Origin of the sequence: Streptomyces sp. NPDC051987 (assembly GCF_040680735.1) — a bacterium.
Taxonomy (GTDB): domain Bacteria; phylum Actinomycetota; class Actinomycetes; order Streptomycetales; family Streptomycetaceae; genus Streptomyces.
In genome coordinates this window covers 23,460-39,248 of the sequence record NZ_JBFAXI010000083.1, presented here as the reverse complement: position 1 = coordinate 39,248, position 15,789 = coordinate 23,460, and the positions used below count along the sequence as shown (strand labels likewise).

Here is a 15,789-nt window from a genome sequence, read left to right as displayed (position 1 = left end):
TACCCCGCCCCAATAAATTATGCTTGCTGCAGTGCCCCCTTCTTTTAGGGGCGCGGGGAACTGCGCGACCAGCCAGGAATCACCTGCACCCGCCGTACGACGGAACCCCCCGCCCCTTGGGCGAACGCCACTACATCCGGCTCAGGCTCGCCGCGGCGAGAAGCACGTCCCTGATCGCCGCCCGATCCCCCCGCTGCCCCGCCGCGGCCTCCTCCGGCGGCACATGGCCCGCGGCCAGCCGGCAGAACTCCACGTCGTCCAGCGCCACGTGCGCCACCTCGAACTCCGCGGAGCCCACCGCCCCGGGCGAGTCCAGCGGGATCAGCCACTCGCCGCCGCCGTCGCCCTCGATCTCCAGCCGCAGGCTGCGGCCGGGCCGTCCCGCAGGGACCAGGTGCGGGGTCTGGCCCGGCGCCGCCAGCCCCGCCCGCCGGCGCTCGGCCAGCACCGCGGGCAGCATCCGGGCCGCGAGGTCGATCATCCCGCGCAGGTGCCTGGGGGCCGGCGGCCCGTAGGGATAGTCCACGGCCTCCGCGATGTCCTCCGCGTGCACCCAGCACTCGAAGGCGCGGTCCAGCATCGCGTCGTGCAACGGCAGTTCGAAGTCGCCGTACGACACCCCGAGGCGCCCGGCGCCGCCGCCGGTGAAGGAGACGGTCTGCACGACCCGGTGGCTCTGCTCCCGCCAGGGAACCCGCAGCGCGCGCGTCGGCGGGAAGCGCGAGGCCTGCCAGAACGCCTCGGTGCGGGCGGCCGGGCCCCGCGCCCCGGTCTCCCCGAGCGGGTCGTCGAGGCCCAGCGCCGTCGCGACCAGCCCGTCGACGGTCAGCAGATGCGCGATCACGCCGGCGACCGTCGTCCGGCGGCTCGCCGCCGCCTGGCCGTCGAACCAGCGCAGCCGCACCGGCGCGTGCCACTCCGATTCGCCGATGTCCTGGAGCAGGGCGTCCAGGCGGGCGGTCTCCGCGTCGTAGGGCGCCGCCCACGCGGGGACCGGGATCCTGGCCGGCCGGCGGTCCAGGCAGGCCTCCAGGACCCGGGTGCGCAGGCCGGGGTCGAGGTCCAGGCTCTCCGGCTGGTGCAGCAGGCCGACGGCCTCGCGCAGCCGCCGCGCCTCGTCCGCACAGCCCCCGCAGTCGCCGAGGTGGGCCTCGACGGCGAGCGACTCCGCCGTCGAGCACGCGGCCAGCGCCCACGCGCCGAGCAGCGATTTCAGGACGTCGTGCGACAGCTCCAGCGCTGCGGGCGGCGGCCCGGCCGGCTCCGGCAGCGGCTGCCCGCCGTCCTCGACGGACGCCCGGGGCAACGGTATGCGCGGCGGCCGGCCGAAGCCGCCGCCGTCGCGCGGCACGTCACCGGTCCCGTCCCCGGCGCCGTCGCGCGCCCCGAAGAAGTCGGCGCCGGTCACACCCCACCCCCGGGTCCGGGCGGCGCCCCGGCGTCGTGCGCGGTGGACAGCAGTTGCAGGCCCAGACGCAGTCGGCGGCGGGCCTCGTCCTCGGTGACGCCGAGGTCCACCGCGGTCTGCCGGTAGTCCCGGCGCTGGAAGTAGGCCAGCTCCAGGGCGGCGCGCAGCGGGGCCGGCATGGAGTGCACGATGTAGTCGGCGCGTGCGGCCACGGAGGCCCGCCGCACCTTGCGCTCCAGCTCCGCCGCGGCCTGCGGGGAACCGCTGTCGCCCGGGCCGAGCGCGGCGGCCTCGGTGGCCCTGAGGCGCTGCACGGCGAGCCGGTGGGTCAGCGCGGCGAGCCACGAACGCAACGGCCCCTGCCGGGGGTCGTAGGCGTCGGGATGCTCCCAGACCTGCGCGAAGACCTCGCGGGTTATGCCGTCGGCGGCCCGTTCGTCGCCGAGGACGCGATGCGCGAGCCCGTGCACGAGCGAGGCGAAGCGGTCGTACAGCTCACCGAGGGCGGCCGCCTCGCCGCGTGCGAGCCGCTGCTGCATCTTGCGGTCCCAGCGGGGCGGTACGTCCTTCTTCGCCATGCGGCCCCCTCCCCGTGCCCGTGTCCAGCGTGTCTCCACCGTCTCCTCGAATGTAGTCGGCACGTCCGGCAACGCACGCCCCTTTATGGCAATGCGCGCCCCCTGACGGACCGCGGGTGGTAGGGGGCGCTGCCCTGCGCCGCTCCGTTGCCGCGTCGCTGCCCCGCTGCCGTTCCGCTGTTTCTCTGCTCTCCACATGTGTCCGGCCGACACACACTCCTTCTGATCGAACAGGATCGATGGTGACCGAAACAAGTCCTTATATGATCGAAAGTCGTTTGTCGTGCGGGGTTTCGGGGAACGGCCGCTGGGCAGCCGCGCGACAAGCAAGCGTAGGAACTGGCTCCCTTTCCGGGCGGTTCCGGAGATCCGGCGAGCGGAGGGCTGAGCCGTGGCTTTCAAGGTGACCGGCGTCGAACAGGGCGAGTGGGCCGTGCTCGGGGTGTCGGGCGAACTGGACCTGATGACCTCGCCCGTGCTGCGCCAGCGGGTGCACGACGTGGTCGCCGACGGCCACCACAGCCTGGTCCTCGACCTCTCCGACGTCTTCTTCTGCGACTCCAGCGGGGTCGGCGTCCTCATCGCCGCCCGCCGCCTGATCCGCTCCTGCCGGGGCCGGCTGCGGCTGATCCTGCCCGCCCGGGGCACCAGTGACGGTTCTCACGTCAACCGGGTGCTCGGCGCCCTCGGCGTGCGACGGCTGTTCGACGTGTACGCCGACGTCGACAGCGCGACCTCCGACGAGGCGGACCCGCTCTCGGCCTGACCACGGCTCGCGCACCGTACAGCCGACGATCACGACAGTGCCACGTTGTTGTCCCGGAATTCCCCCGGTCTTGGCACAACCGTCGTTTTCGTGCTCCGCGGCCGCCGCCGCGTCGTACGCTCCCTGCGAGATGAACCCCCACGTCACGTAAGGCGGCCCGAACAGACATGGTCAGCACCGAGTACGAGCGACGGATCGCCGCCCGGTTCGCAACCTTCGACCAGGACGGCAACGGCTGGATCGACCGCGAGGACTTCAACGTGGCCGCCAAGGCGCTGCTCGCCGAGTTCGGCGCCGCCGCCCGCTCCGACAAGGGGCAGGCGCTGTACGCCGGTGCGGAGGCCTTCTGGCAGGGCATGGCCGGCATGGCGGACCGGGACGGCGACCAGCGCATCACCCGCCAGGAGTTCGTGAGCGGCGCGGTCAAGCGGCTGCACGACAACCCCGAGCGGTTCGGCGAGATCGCCCGCCCCTTCCTGCACGCGGCCCTCGCCCTCGCGGACACCGAGGGCGACGGCACGGCGACCGTCGACGACACCGCGCGCGTGCTGCGCGTCCTCGGCGTGGCCCCGGAGCTCGCGCGGGCCATCGCGTCGGGCCTGGACATCGACGGCGACGGCAGGGTCGCGGAGGCCGAGATCGTCCCGGCGTTCGCCCGCTACTTCACGATCCCGGAGTAGCGCCCCCGGAAGCCGGGGCGGGGCCGGGGGCGGGAACCACCTCGGAGAACCGTTCGCGCAGTTTGTACTTGAGCACCTTGCGCAGCGTCTCGTTGCGCGGCAGGGCGTCCACCACCTCCAGCCGCTCCGGCAGCTTGTGCACCGACAGCCCTTCCGCGCGCAGGTACGCCACCACCTCCGGGAGCGTCAACACGACCGCCCCCGGCGGCTGTTCGACCACCGCGCAGACCAACTCCCCGCGCTCCGCGTCCGGCAGCCCGACCACTGCCGCGTCGGCCACCGCCGGATGCGCGGCGAGCAGGTCCTCGATCTCCTTCGCGGAGATGTTCTCCCCCTTGCGGATGATCACGTCCTTGAGCCGGCCGGTCAGGACGAGATGCCCGGTCCCGGTCACCCGGCCCAGGTCACCGGTGCGCAGGAAGCCGTCCTCGTCGAAGGCCGCGGCGGACTGCGCCGGGTCCAGGTAGCCCCGGCACACCGCCTCGCCGCGCAGCCGCACCTCGCCGCCGTCCGCGATCCGTATCTCCATCCCCGCCGGCGGCCGCCCCTCGGTGGTCGCCAGGTTCTCCGCGGTGTCGTCCGGCGCCCCCATAGTGATCATCGGGACCTCGGTCATGCCGTACCCGTGCGTCAGCTGCACGCCCATCTCGCGCACCACCGCGTGATACACCTCCGGCGGCTTGGGCGCCCCGCCGCCGGCCAGCAGCCGCAGCGAGGGGATGACCGGCACCCCGGGCTGCTTGCGCTGCTCCGCCAGGAACATCGAGTAGAACGCCGTGGACCCGCCCGCCACCGTCACCCCGTGCCTGCGGTACTCCGGCAGTGCGTCGGGCAGCGCGAACTGCTCGAACAGCACCGCCGGGAAGCCGTACAGCAGCAGCATCACCGTGTAGTCGGGGCCCGCGATGTGCGCGTACGGGAAGGCCATCGAGCCCACGTCCTCAGCGGTGAGCCGCAGCGCGTGCGCGAGACACGAACCGCCCGCGATGAGCGAGCGGTCCGTGTGGAGAACGCCCTTGGGGTCGGAGGTGGTTCCCGAGGTCCAGTAGATCCACCGGACGGAGGTGCCCTCGGCGGGCGGGGCGGGCAGCACCGCCGGATCGCCGTCGGGCAGTTCGTCGTACGCCTCGAAGATCCCCTTCGCACCCAGCCGCCGTGCCATCCCGGTGTGGTCGAAGCCGCGCCACACGCCCGGCACGGCGAAGAACTCGGCCCTGGACTCGCGCAGCGCGAAGCCGACCTCGCGGTCCCGGTAGAAGGGGATCACGGGGGACTGGACGGCACCGAGCCGGGCCAGTGCGAAGGACAGCACGGCCGTCTCGATCCGGGTGGGGAGCTGCCAGGCGACCACCGTGCCGGGGCGGACGCCCATGCCGTACAGCCCGGCCGCGACGCGTTCGGCGCGTGCGCACAGCCCGCCGAAGGTCAGGGTGCGGTCGCCCTGGAGGAACACCGGCCGGTCCGGGGTGAGTCCGGCGCGCCGGGCGGCCAGGTCCCAGAGGGTCGGGGCGGCGCTCAGCTCGTGCGCGACGGCGTCCGGCCCGTGCGTGGCGGTGTCCGGCTCGTGCGTGGAGGTGTCCCGTCCGTTGGCGACGGTGTCCGGCCCGTGGGCGACGGCGTCCGGTCCGTGCGCGGTGGCGTGCGTGTCGTCCATGGCCGGGCCCCCTGCTCGCTCCGTGAGCTGACGAGTCGTCAGATCGTAGAGGCCGGCGCCTTGTCGGTCCAGGGGTGCGGGGCTAGCCTGCGAGGGCTGACGCAGTCTGACGAACCATCAGCTTCGTGGGGGTGCCTGCCGGTGGACCTGTCGTACACGCCCGAGGAGGAGGACTTCCGGGCGCGGCTGCGGGAGTGGCTCGCCAAGGTGCTGCCCGGCCTCCCGCCGAAGCCGCGCCCCGAGGACTGGCCGGGCCGCCGCGCCTTCGACCTCGGCTGGCAGCGCACCCTGTACGACGCCGGGTACGCCGACGTGCACTGGGACGCCTCTCCGACCACCCGGCTGATCTTCCTGGAGGAGACCGAGCGGGCCGGCGCGCCCTATGTGGGCGCCAACTTCGTGGGCCTGCTGCACGCGGGCCCCACCATCGCCGCCGAGGGCACCGAGGCGCAGCGGGCCCGCTGGCTGGCGCCGATCCTGCGCGGCGACGAGGTGTGGTGCCAGGGGTTCAGCGAACCGGACGCCGGCTCCGACCTCGCGGCGCTGCGCACGCGCGCGTGGCGCGACGGCGACCACTACGTGGTGAGCGGGTCCAAGATCTGGACCTCGCACGCGGAGGTCGCCGACTGGTGCGAGCTGCTGGTGCGCACCGACCCCGAGGCGCCCAGGCACCGGGGCATCACCTGGCTGGCCATGCCCATGGACGCGCCGGGCGTCACCGTACGGCCGCTGCGCACGCTCGCCGGGTCCGCCGAGTTCGCCGAGGTGTTCCTCGACGAGGTGCGGGTGCCCGTGGCCAACCGGGTGGGCGGCGAGAACGACGGCTGGCGCGTCACCATGGTGACCCTCTCCTTCGAGCGCGGCACCGCCTTCGTCGGCGAGGTCGTCGCCTGCCGCCGGGTGCTGGGCGACCTCGCGCGCGCGGCGCGCAGCAGCGGCGCCTGGGACGACCCGGAGCTGCGCCGCCGCCTCGGCCGCCTGAACGCCGAGTTCCGGGCGCTGTGGCGGCTCACCCAGTGGAACGTCAGCGAGGCGGAGGGACGGGGCGTGCCGGGCGTCGGCGGGTCCGTCTTCAAGCTGCGCTACTCGCACGCGCGGCAGGAGCTGTACGACGCGGCGGCGGCCGTGCTCGGCCCGGACGCCCTCGACCTGGACCGGCCCTGGGTCCTCGACCGGCTCTCCTCGCTCTCGTACACCATCGCCGCCGGGACCTCGCAGATCCAGCGCAACATCGTGGCCGAGCGGATCCTCGGGCTGCCGAAGGGGCGGTGAGCGGACGTGCGCTTTCGACTGACCCGCGACCAGGAGGCGTTGCGCACGGGCATGCGGGAGCTGCTCGGGCGCCGGTTCGACGGTGCGGCGCTGCGGGCGGCGGCCGGGGCGCCGGCGCGGCTCGACCGGGGGCTGTGGCGGGAGCTGGGGGCCGCCGGGTTCTTCGCGCTGCGGCTGCCCGAGGCGGACGGCGGGGTCGGACTCGGCCTGCCGGAAGCCGTGTTGCTGTTCGAGGAGGCCGGGCGGGCGCTGCTGCCCGGTCCCCTGGTGGCCACCCACCTCGCGGCGGCCGCGGTGCCCGGCGCGGCCACGGGGGAGACCGTGGTGGCCCGGGTGGACGGCGGCCTGGCCGAGTGGCTGGCCGAGGCGGACGCGGTGACCGGGGACGCCTCCGGGGCCGTACCGGTGCGCTCGGTGGACCCGCTGACGCCCCTGCACCGGATCCCGGGGCGGCCCGCCACGCCGCCCGACCCCCTCGCCGTCCTCCTGACCGCCGCCGAGCAGCTCGGCACGGCCACGCGCGCGTGCGAGCTCGCCGTGCAACACGCCCGCACCCGCGTGCAGTTCGGGCAGCCGATCGGGGCCTTCCAGGCGGTCAAGCACCTGTGCGCCGAGATGCTGGTGCGGGCCGAGACCGCGCGGGCGGCCGTCTACGCGGCCGCCGTGACCGGGGACCCCGTGGACATCGCGGCGGCCCGGCTGCTCGCCGACGAGGCGGCGGTGCGTGGCGCCCGGGACTGCCTGCAGGTGCACGGCGGGATGGGCTTCACGTGGGAGTCGGAGGTGCAGCTGCATCTGAAACGCACATGGGTGCGGGCGCAGCGTGGCGGAGTGAATACTGAGCGTGAGGAAATGCTCGCCGCAGACCTGCTCGGCTGAGCGTTCGAAACGGCCCTGGTCTGCGGATTCATGGTCTGGACGGCCGGGATGTCGCGGATTGTGGCATACCGGAGTCACGGAGCGTTGATACCTGGTTGTGTCCAACGCGTGACTCGTCACGGCCTGGAGTCGGCTGTCCCCTCGGGTACCTTCTGTGGGATGCGAGTGGTTCCGAGGACGAGCCATGCCGGCGGTGCCGTCGAAGCGGCCCCGTCATCGAAGGCGTGCCCCGCCACTCGCAGGGCGGTAAGGGCTTGCGTCCCCGCCTGTTCGACTCCCCGCCACGAGCGTCGCACAGTATGCCGCAGGCGTACTCCTTCGCGCTGGAATATGCCCGAAGCGCTTGTTGGGGTGACTGTACGTCAACCATGCTGTCTCGTAAGGGAATCACGTTCCGTGACCCTTGCTCTGGCCGTTGTTCTGGCCATGCAGAAAATGGCTACGATCGTGGCCCTCGTCGTCCCAGTCGTCGCGGCCCGCGCCGCGGCGGCCGCTCGGCGCGGGTTCATGTGTCCGCCGGTTCGGATGGTGTGAGCGGTGCAGGTGCTTCAAGTGCAGCTGGAGATCCGGCCCGACCCCGCGGAGGTGGGGCGGGCCAGAAGGTGGGCGCGCTCGCGCCTCGCCGGGTCCGGTATAGCGGCGGACGAGCCGCTGGCCGAGACCCTGATCCTGCTCGTCTCCGAGCTGGTCACCAACGCGGTGGTGCACACCGGCTGCCCGGCCGTGCTGCGGCTCTCCCTGCCGGGCGCGGACGGCGCGGACGGTGCGGACGGCGGTGAGGCGGCCACCGTACGGCTGGAGGTCGCCGACGCCAGCGACCGCGCGCCTGTGCCGCGGTGTGCCGACGGTGACGCCACCGGCGGCCGGGGCCTCGCCCTCGTCGACGGGCTCGCCGACCGCTGGGGCTGGAGTCCCGAAGGCGCCGGCAAGCGCATCTGGTGCGAGCTCGACCGGTGCGCACAGCCCGGACAGGGCGCTGCGGTGGCGTACGGGCGCGGTGCGGCCTCCTACGAAGGGCTGGCCTTCGAGGCGGTGTGATCCGGCCGTGCGGCCATGCGCCGGGGGTTGCATCCGTGCGCGCCCAGGGTGAACCGGGCATAAGCCGTGAAGCCTCGCACGGGTGTTGACGCCTTGTGATCGTGTGCTCACGCTTGAGGTCTGCGATTCGCCGCGAGGGGACGGCGAGGGCATGGTGACGGGCGCCCTCGCCGAGTGTGGGTCGAGCCGGACGGCGGCGCGCGGGACCGGGCTCGGGGCGGGCCGGTGCGCGCGGCCGTTCGGATGCAGGGGGGAATGGGGGAGGGCCGGTGTCACGCCCCCTCGGGCGTGACACCGGCTTTCAAGAGACGGCCTCCGGCGGTGCCGGGCAGGCGCTCGGCGGCTCTCAGAGGACGGCCACGGGGGCGACCGGCGTGCCCGTGGCCCCGACGAAGGGCTCGGGCATCGCCGACAGCAGGAACGTGTACCGGCCGGTTTCTCCACAGGCTGTGGACAACTCTTCGAGATTCCAGTTCTGGCCCTGGAGCATCCCCATCTCCACCAGGTCCAGGGCGTGCACGGGCAGCCACAGGTCCTCGATCTCGGGCGGGAAGATCTCGAACGTGAGGGTGTCGTTCGCGACGGCGGCCACGTCACGCGCGTGGAACCACTCCGGGGTGCGCACCGAGAGGCCCGGCGACGGATAGCCGTACCCGTGCTTGTCCCCGGCGAGGTACACCTGCACCTGCCCGGTCCGCACCAGGACGATGTCACCGCCGCGGACGGTCGTCCCGGCGAGCTCCTCGGCCGCGTCGAGGTCCTCCGGGGTGACCGCGTGGCCGCCCTCCAGCCGGTCCACGCCACGCGCGCGTGCCACGTCCAGCAGCACCCCGCGCGAGACGATGTGCCGGGCCGTGGCGATCCCGCTGAACTCCGCGCCGCCGTGCGCGGTCACCGTGTCCGCCGGACGGCCGTTGTAGAGCTTCCCGGAGTGCGAGACATGGGTGAGCGCGTCCCAGTGGGTGCCGGCCTGCAGCCCCATGGTCACGGCGTCGTCGCTGCACGCCACCGTCCCCGGGCCGAACAGCTCCTGGTTGATCTGCACCATGGCGTGCAGCGGGTTGACCCGCCCGGGGATCATCCCGGTCTGCACGCCGTCCTCCTTCAGCGGGAGGGCGAGCGGCACCCGCCGCCCGCTGCGGACGGTGGCCGCCGCCTCCCGCACCACCTCGTCGGTGATCAGGTTCAGCGTGCCGATCTCGTCGTCGGCACCCCAGCGCCCCCAGTTGTTGACGCGCTTGGCGATGTCGTGGAACGCGGGATGCAGCGCCGGCAGTGACATCTGGGTCCTCCCCAGGCCTTGTGTCCGCACATCTGACGGGTCATAAAATCTAACGGTCCGTCAGAAACCGCGGGAAGGGGCCGGGCGTGGGGAACTTCTTGGCAGGCAAGGTCGTCGCCGTGACCGGTGCGGGGCGCGGCATCGGGCGGGCGGTGGCGCTGGCGGCGGCGGCCGAGGGGGCGAAGGTCGTCGTCAACGACTACGGCGTCGCGGTCGACGGCGCCTCGCCCACGAGCGAGGTCGCGGAGGCCGTCGTCAAAGAGATCGAGGCGGCGGGCGGGGACGCGGTCGCGGTGGCCGACGACATCTCCACGATGGCGGGCGGCCAACGGGTCGTGGACACGGCACTGGCGTCGTACGGCCGCCTCGACGGGGTGGTGTGCGTGGCGGGGATCCTGCGCGAGCGGATGCTGTTCAACATGACCGAGGAGGAGTGGGACCCGGTGGTCGCCACCCACCTCAAGGGCACGTTCACGGTGTTCCGGGCGGCGTCGGCGGTGATGCGGGGGCAGCGCGCCGGCACCCTCGTCGGCTTCACCAGCGGCAACCACCAGGGGTCGGTCTCGCAGGCCAACTACAGCGCGGCCAAGGGCGGGATCATCTCGCTGGTGCGGAGCGCCGCGCTGGGCCTGCACAAGTACGGGGTGACCGCGAACGCGGTGGCGCCGGTGGCCCGGACCAGGATGTCGGCGGGCGTGCCGACGGAACTGACCGAGATCGGCGAGCCGGAGGACGTGGCGGCGTTCGTGGTCTACCTGCTGTCGGACGCGGCGCGGGACGCCGGGGTCACCGGGCAGGTCTACACGGTGGCCGGCCCGAAGATCGCGGTATGGGCCCAGCCGAGGGAGTTGCGGGCCGCGTACGCCGACGGGGGCTCCTGGACGCCGGAACGGATCGCGCAGGCGCTGCCGGGGGGCGTGGGGACCGATCCGATGCCGATGCTGGCGCAGCTGGCGGCGATGGAGGCGGCGGCGCGAACGGGAAACCGGCCGAACGCCTAGTGGGCAGGGGGGTGCGGTGTGTGCGCGGGTGCGGCGCCGTGAGGGTTGGTCGCGCAGTTCCCCGCGCCCCTGACGGGGTGCGGTGGGTGTGCGGGTGCGGGCGTGTGGGGGGTGGTCGCGCGGTTCCCTGTGCCCCTGACGGGGTGCGGTGGGGGCGCGGGGGTGGGTGCGTGGGGGGTGGTTGCGCGGTTCCTCGTGCCGCTGGGCCGGCTGGTCAGTTCCTTCTCCGCCGCGACGGTGAGCCACCGCGGTGGTTGCCGGCGGTTTTCGTACGGGTCGTAGTCCCGACGCATCTCTGGAGGTCACCGTGGATTTCGGCGCAGCGCCGGAGGACGAGGAGTTTCGTCGGGAGGTCCGGGGGTGGCTCGACGCACACGCCGGGTCCGGGGTGGACCGGCGGAGCTGGGAGCGCACCCTGGGGGCCGACGGGTGGATCGGGATCGGGTGGCCGGAGGGCGGGTACGGGAACCGGACCGCCACGCTGACGCAGCAGGTCGCCTGGGCGGAGGAGTACGCGCGGTCGGCCGCGCCGCCCCGCTCCGGGCACATCGGGGAGAACCTGCTGGCCCCGACGCTCATCGCGCACGGCAGCGCGGAGCAGAAGGCGCGGTTCCTGCCGCCGGTGGCCGCCGGTGAGGAGCTGTGGTGCCAGGGGTACAGCGAGCCCGGCGCGGGGTCCGATCTGGCCGGGGTGCGGACCGCGGCGGTGCGGGAGGGGGACGGCTTCCGCATCACGGGGCAGAAGATCTGGACCTCGCTCGCGCACGAGGCCGACTGGTGCTTCGTGCTGGCCCGGACCGAGGCGGGCTCGCGACGCCATCACGGCCTGAGTTTCCTGCTCGTGCCCATGGACCAGCCGGGCCGGGTCGAGGTCCGCCCCATCCGGCAGATGACCGGCACCAGCGACTTCAACGAGGTCTTCTTCGACGGCGCGCACGCGCGCGCGGAGCACGTGGTCGGCGGCGAGGGCAACGGCTGGCGCGTCGCGATGAGCCTGCTCGGGTTCGAGCGGGGGGTGTCCACTCTCGCCCAGCAGATCGGGTTCGCTCAGGAGCTGGGGCGGGTGGTGCGGGACGCGGTCGCGACCGGCGCCGTCGACGATCCCGTCGTCCGGGAGCGGCTGGTGCGGCAGTGGGCCGAGTTGCGGGTGATGCGGTGGAACGCCCTGCGGACGCTGGGGAGTTCGGCAGCGGAGCCCGGCGCCCCGAGTGTGGCCAAGCTGCTGTGGGCCGGCTGGCACCAGCGGCTCGGAGAGCTCGCCGTGCTGGTGCGGGGCGCGGCAGCGAGCGTCGGCCCGGTCGGCTGGTCGCCCGCCGCGCCGTACGAACTGGACGCCGCCCAGCACCTGTTCCTCTTCTCCCGGGCCGACACCATCTACGGCGGCTCGGACCAGGTCCAGCGCACGATCATCGCCGAGCGCGTGCTCGGTCTGCCGAGGGAGCCGAAGGGGGTCGAGTCGTGATGCGTGGCGTCGTGTTCGACGGCAAACAGGTACAGGTCGTCGACGATCTCGAGGTGCGGGAGCCGGGGCCGGGTGAGGTGCTGGTCGCGGTGTCGGCGGCCGGGCTCTGCCACAGCGATCTGTCGGTGGTGGACGGGACCATACCCTTCCCCGTTCCTGTGGTGCTCGGGCATGAGGGCGCGGGTGTGGTGGAGGCGGTCGGTATGGGCGTCAGCCATGTGACGCCGGGCGACCATGTGGCGCTGTCCACGCTCGCCAACTGCGGTGCCTGCGCCGACTGCGACCGGGGCCGGCCGACCATGTGCCGTAAGGCCATAGGGCGGCCGCAGAAGCCGTTCACGCGCGGCGGGCAGACCGTGTACCAGTTCGCGTGCAACTCGGCCTTCGCGGAACGGACGGTCGTCAAGGCCGTGCAGGCGGTACGGATCCCGAAGGACATCCCCCTGACCTCGGCCGCCCTCATCGGGTGCGGGGTGCTGACCGGGGTGGGTGCGGTGCTCAACCGGGCCCGTGTCGACCGCGGTGACACCGTGCTGGTCATCGGCACCGGCGGGATCGGCCTGAACGTCATCCAGGGGGCGCGGATCGCGGGCGCGCTGCGGATCGTGGCGGTGGACGCCAACCCGGCCAAGGAGGGGGTGGCCCGGCAGTTCGGCGCGACCGACTTCCTAACCTCGACGGAGGCCGTCAAGGACCTGCTGCCGACCGGGGTGGACCACGCGTTCGAGTGCGTCGGCCGGGTCGAACTGGTCCGGCAGGCCGTCGACCTCCTCGACCGGCACGGCCAGGCCGTCCTCCTCGGCGTGCCCGCCGCCACCGCCGAGGCGTCCTTCGTCGTCGCCTCCATGTTCCTCGACAAGTCCATCCTCGGCTGCCGGTACGGCTCCTCGCGCCCGCAGCACGACATCGCCCTCTACGCCGACCTGTACCGCCAGGGAAGCCTGCTGCTCGACGAGCTGGTGACCGCGACGTATCCGATCGAGGACTTCGAGAAGGCCCGCGCGGACGCGGAGGCGGGGCGGGTGGCGCGGGGGGTGCTGACCTTCCGGTGAGCGCGCGGGGTGGTCCGCGGCCCGGGGAGAACCCGCGCCGGTGCTCACCGCGGTCGGCCGGCGGGGCGAGGTGCGGCGGGTCGGGAGGTCAGCCCGGGGCGCCGACGGCGCTGGGGCGGTCGGTGTCGCTCGTGCCGGTGCGGAAGGTGCGGCGGTAGGCGGTCGGGGTGACGCCGAGGGCTGCCTGCAGGTGCTGGCGCATGGACTGGGCGGTGCCGAAGCCGGCGTCGCGGGCCACCTGGTCGACGGAGAGGCCGGTGGACTCCAGGAGGTGGCGGGCGCGTTCGACGCGCTGCTGGGTGAGCCACTGGCCGGGGCTGACGCCGGTCTCCTCGCGGAACCGGCGGGTGAAGGTCCGTACCGACATGGCCTCCTGCTCGGCCATGTCGCGCAGCTGGATCGGCTCGTGGAGGCGGCCCAGGGCCCAGGCGCGGGCCGCGGTGGTGGTGGCGACCTGCGGGTCGGGGACCGGGCGGTGGATGTACTGGGCCTGGCCGCCGTCGCGGTGCGGGGGGACGACCGTACGGCGGGCCACCTCGTTGGCGACGGCCGTGCCGTGGTCGCGGCGGACCATGTGCAGGCACAGGTCGATGCCGGCGGCCACCCCGGCGGAGGTGAGGATGTCGCCGTCGTCGATGAAGAGGACGTTCGCGTCCACCTTCAGCTGCGGGAACAGCTTCTGGAGGTGGTCCGCCTCGGCCCAGTGCGTGGTGGCCGGGCGGCCGTCCAGGTAGCCCGCGGCGGCCAGGACGTAGACGCCGGTGCAGATGGAGGCGAGCCGGGTGCCGGGGCGGATGTGGGCGAGGGCGGCGGCCAGCTCGGGGGTGAGGACGCCCTCCTCGAAGACCGGGCCCAGCTCGTAGGAGGCCGGGATGATCACCGTGTCGGCGGTGGCCAGCGTCTCCGGGCCGTTCGGCACGTGGATCGCGAAGTCGGCGTCGGTGTCCACCGGGCCCGGCGGACGGACCGAGCAGGTCACGACCTCGTAGAGATGGCGGCCCCGGGCGTCCTTGGGGCGGCCGAAGATTCGGTGCGGGATGCCCAGCTCGAAGGGGAGCAGGCCGTCCAGGGCGAGGACGACGACACGGTGCGGGCGGAAGCCGGGGTCGCTGCTGCGCATGGCCCGATCCTAGCGAATGCTGTCCTCCGGGCCACTCGATGGCGGGGCCCGGTGGCCGGATATTTGTGGCGTGACCCAGACAAGCGCAGCCGCAGCCGCCCTCGCCGAGGACTCGAAGCCGACCCGCCCACCGCGGATCCACCGTGCCTGGTTCGTCGCCGCCGTCACCTTCGTCACGATCATCGGCGCGGCCGCCTTCCGTTCCCTGCCCGGCCTCCTCATCGACCCGCTGCACACGGAGTTCGGCTGGTCGCGCGGCACGATCGGCGCGGCCGTCTCCGTCAACCTCGCGCTGTACGGGCTCACCGCGCCCTTCGCCGCCGCCCTGATGGACCGTTTCGGCATCCGGCGGGTGGTGGCCGTCGCCCTGACCGTCATCGCGGTCGGCTCGGGCCTGACCGTCTGGATGACGGCGGCCTGGCAGCTGATGCTCTGCTGGGGCCTGCTGGTCGGCCTCGGCTCCGGTTCGATGGCCCTCGCCTTCGCGGCCACCGTCACCAACCGCTGGTTCACCACCCGGCGCGGCCTGGTCAGCGGCATCCTGACCGCCGCCTCCGCCTCGGGCCAGCTGATCTTCCTGCCGCTGCTGTCCTGGATGGTCGAGACGTACGACTGGCGTCCGGCCGCCGTCACCGTCGCCCTCGCCGCCCTCGCGGTCGTCCCCTTCGTCTGGCTGCTGCTGCGCGACCACCCGGCCGACGTGGGCCTCACGCCGTACGGCGCCGCCGAGTTCGTGCCGAAGCCGGCGCCGGTGACCGGGGCGGCGCGCAGGACCCTCGGCGTGCTGTTCTCCGCCGTCCGCACCGGCCCCTTCTGGCTGCTCGCCGGCACCTTCGCGATCTGCGGGGCGTCCACCAACGGCCTGGTGCAGACCCACTTCGTGCCCGCGGCCCACGACCACGGTCTGCCCGTGACGGCGGCGGCCTCGCTGCTCGCGGTCATCGGCGTCTTCGACGTCGTCGGCACCATCGCCTCCGGCTGGTTCACCGACCGCTTCGAACCGCGCCGCCTGCTCGCCGTCTACTACGCGCTGCGCGGGATCTCGCTGCTGTTCCTGCCGATGCTCCTCGGCCCGTCGGTCCGCCCCTCGATGATCTTCTTCATCATCTTCTACGGCCTCGACTGGGTCGCCACCGTCCCGCCCACGCTGGCCCTGTGCCGGGAGCGGTACGGCGACGACAGCGCCATCGTCTTCGGCTGGGTCCTCGCCTCCCACCAGGTCGGCGCGGCCCTTGTCGCCTGGCTGGGCGGCGTCGCCCGCGACGCCTTCGGCAGCTACGACATGGTCTGGTACGCCTCCGGCACCCTGTGCGCGGCGGCGGCCCTGATGGCCCTGCTGATCCGGCGACGGCCGGTGGCCCCGGCGGCGGGACTCGGTGCCGTGGCGGCGTAGACGCTCCGCCGGGAGTGCCGCGTGGGCCGTCTGCCGACGGCGGTGGTGTCGTGGCGGGTCGCGCAGTTCTTCCCCCGGCCCTCGGCCGGGGGCGCCGGCGCCCCTTCGGGGCCGCGTTGCGCACCGCAGCGGAGTGCGCCGACCCCGATCGGCCCCGGTCCGGTCCCGCGCTTTGGCGGCGGGTCGGGTGCCGGGCGCCGTTGT

General features: G+C 73.6%; 14 protein-coding genes. 9 read left to right on the top strand and 5 right to left on the bottom strand.

Annotation, left to right across the window (positions count from 1 at the left end; all coding sequences use genetic code 11):
* Positions 1–130 precede the first annotated feature (130 nt).
* Together AB0M11_RS32055 and AB0M11_RS32050 are read right to left on the bottom strand one after the other, a co-directional pair.
* Positions 131–1,351, bottom strand: coding sequence for a maleylpyruvate isomerase N-terminal domain-containing protein (locus AB0M11_RS32055; protein WP_365711636.1), 1,221 nt, complete (start codon positions 1,349–1,351; stop codon positions 131–133).
* Positions 1,352–1,404: 53 nt separating this feature from the next.
* Positions 1,405–1,986, bottom strand: coding sequence for a sigma-70 family RNA polymerase sigma factor (locus AB0M11_RS32050; protein ID WP_365711634.1), 582 nt, complete (start codon positions 1,984–1,986; stop codon positions 1,405–1,407).
* 391 nt (positions 1,987–2,377) lie between these two features.
* Here AB0M11_RS32050 and AB0M11_RS32045 point away from each other — a divergent pair, with 391 nt between their 5' ends.
* Together AB0M11_RS32045 and AB0M11_RS32040 are read left to right on the top strand one after the other, a co-directional pair.
* Entirely contained in the window at positions 2,378–2,752 is a 375-nt protein-coding gene (locus AB0M11_RS32045; protein ID WP_365711633.1) for an STAS domain-containing protein, read from the top strand.
* A 167-nt stretch (positions 2,753–2,919) separates the two neighbouring features.
* Positions 2,920–3,432, top strand: coding sequence for an EF-hand domain-containing protein (locus AB0M11_RS32040; RefSeq protein WP_365711632.1), 513 nt, complete (start codon positions 2,920–2,922; stop codon positions 3,430–3,432).
* On the opposite strand, the gene AB0M11_RS32035 is transcribed toward AB0M11_RS32040, so the two are convergent.
* Positions 3,416–5,086, bottom strand: a complete 1,671-nt coding sequence (locus AB0M11_RS32035; RefSeq protein ID WP_365711631.1) for an AMP-binding protein — start codon at positions 5,084–5,086, stop codon at positions 3,416–3,418. The two genes, AB0M11_RS32040 and AB0M11_RS32035, sit on opposite strands and share 17 nt — an antisense overlap.
* A 141-nt stretch (positions 5,087–5,227) precedes the next feature.
* Here AB0M11_RS32035 and AB0M11_RS32030 point away from each other — a divergent pair, with 141 nt between their 5' ends.
* The 3 genes from AB0M11_RS32030 to AB0M11_RS32020 all read left to right on the top strand — a co-directional run bounded on the left by AB0M11_RS32030 (position 5,228) and on the right by AB0M11_RS32020 (position 8,275).
* A complete protein-coding gene (locus AB0M11_RS32030; protein ID WP_365711630.1) occupies positions 5,228–6,358 on the top strand; it encodes an acyl-CoA dehydrogenase family protein in 1,131 nt (376 codons plus the stop codon).
* Positions 6,359–6,364: 6 nt separating this feature from the next.
* A complete protein-coding gene (locus tag AB0M11_RS32025) occupies positions 6,365–7,237 on the top strand; it encodes an acyl-CoA dehydrogenase family protein (RefSeq protein WP_365711629.1) in 873 nt (290 codons plus the stop codon).
* Between the two features lie 552 nt (positions 7,238–7,789).
* On the top strand, positions 7,790–8,275 hold the full coding sequence (locus tag AB0M11_RS32020) for an ATP-binding protein (protein ID WP_365711635.1): 486 nt from the start codon (positions 7,790–7,792) through the stop codon (positions 8,273–8,275).
* A 346-nt stretch (positions 8,276–8,621) separates the two neighbouring features.
* Here the strand turns inward: AB0M11_RS32020 and AB0M11_RS32015 are convergent, their stop codons facing one another.
* Complete coding sequence (locus AB0M11_RS32015; RefSeq protein WP_365711628.1) at positions 8,622–9,557, bottom strand: cyclase family protein; 936 nt, start codon at positions 9,555–9,557, stop codon at positions 8,622–8,624.
* Positions 9,558–9,643: 86 nt separating this feature from the next.
* Here AB0M11_RS32015 and AB0M11_RS32010 point away from each other — a divergent pair, with 86 nt between their 5' ends.
* The 3 genes from AB0M11_RS32010 to AB0M11_RS32000 all read left to right on the top strand — a co-directional run bounded on the left by AB0M11_RS32010 (position 9,644) and on the right by AB0M11_RS32000 (position 13,072).
* Positions 9,644–10,558, top strand: a complete 915-nt coding sequence (locus AB0M11_RS32010) for an SDR family NAD(P)-dependent oxidoreductase (RefSeq protein ID WP_365711627.1) — start codon at positions 9,644–9,646, stop codon at positions 10,556–10,558.
* A 307-nt stretch (positions 10,559–10,865) separates the two neighbouring features.
* Entirely contained in the window at positions 10,866–12,020 is a 1,155-nt protein-coding gene (locus AB0M11_RS32005; RefSeq protein WP_365711626.1) for an acyl-CoA dehydrogenase family protein, read from the top strand.
* Entirely contained in the window at positions 12,020–13,072 is a 1,053-nt protein-coding gene (locus AB0M11_RS32000; RefSeq protein ID WP_365711625.1) for a Zn-dependent alcohol dehydrogenase, read from the top strand. Before AB0M11_RS32005 ends, AB0M11_RS32000 begins: the two co-directional genes overlap by 1 nt.
* Before the next feature lie 88 nt (positions 13,073–13,160).
* Here the strand turns inward: AB0M11_RS32000 and AB0M11_RS31995 are convergent, their stop codons facing one another.
* On the bottom strand, positions 13,161–14,192 hold the full coding sequence (locus AB0M11_RS31995) for a helix-turn-helix domain-containing protein (RefSeq protein WP_365711624.1): 1,032 nt from the start codon (positions 14,190–14,192) through the stop codon (positions 13,161–13,163).
* A gap of 70 nt (positions 14,193–14,262) precedes the next feature.
* Between AB0M11_RS31995 and AB0M11_RS31990 the strand changes: the two genes are divergently transcribed.
* Positions 14,263–15,585 (top strand): MFS transporter, encoded by a 1,323-nt coding sequence (locus AB0M11_RS31990; protein WP_365711623.1) that lies wholly within the window; start codon positions 14,263–14,265, stop codon positions 15,583–15,585.
* The last annotated feature ends 204 nt before the right edge of the window (positions 15,586–15,789 follow it).

Coding starts and splice junctions, on each gene's coding strand:
- AB0M11_RS32000 (WP_365711625.1), top strand. CDS start 12,020: ATGCGTGGCGTCGTGTTCGACGGCAAACAGGTACAGGTCGTCGACGAT.
- AB0M11_RS32040 (WP_365711632.1), top strand. CDS start 2,920: ATGGTCAGCACCGAGTACGAGCGACGGATCGCCGCCCGGTTCGCAACC.
- AB0M11_RS32035 (WP_365711631.1), bottom strand. CDS start 5,086: ATGGACGACACGCACGCCACCGCGCACGGACCGGACGCCGTCGCCCAC.
- AB0M11_RS32015 (WP_365711628.1), bottom strand. CDS start 9,557: ATGTCACTGCCGGCGCTGCATCCCGCGTTCCACGACATCGCCAAGCGC.
- AB0M11_RS31995 (WP_365711624.1), bottom strand. CDS start 14,192: ATGCGCAGCAGCGACCCCGGCTTCCGCCCGCACCGTGTCGTCGTCCTC.
- AB0M11_RS32050 (WP_365711634.1), bottom strand. CDS start 1,986: ATGGCGAAGAAGGACGTACCGCCCCGCTGGGACCGCAAGATGCAGCAG.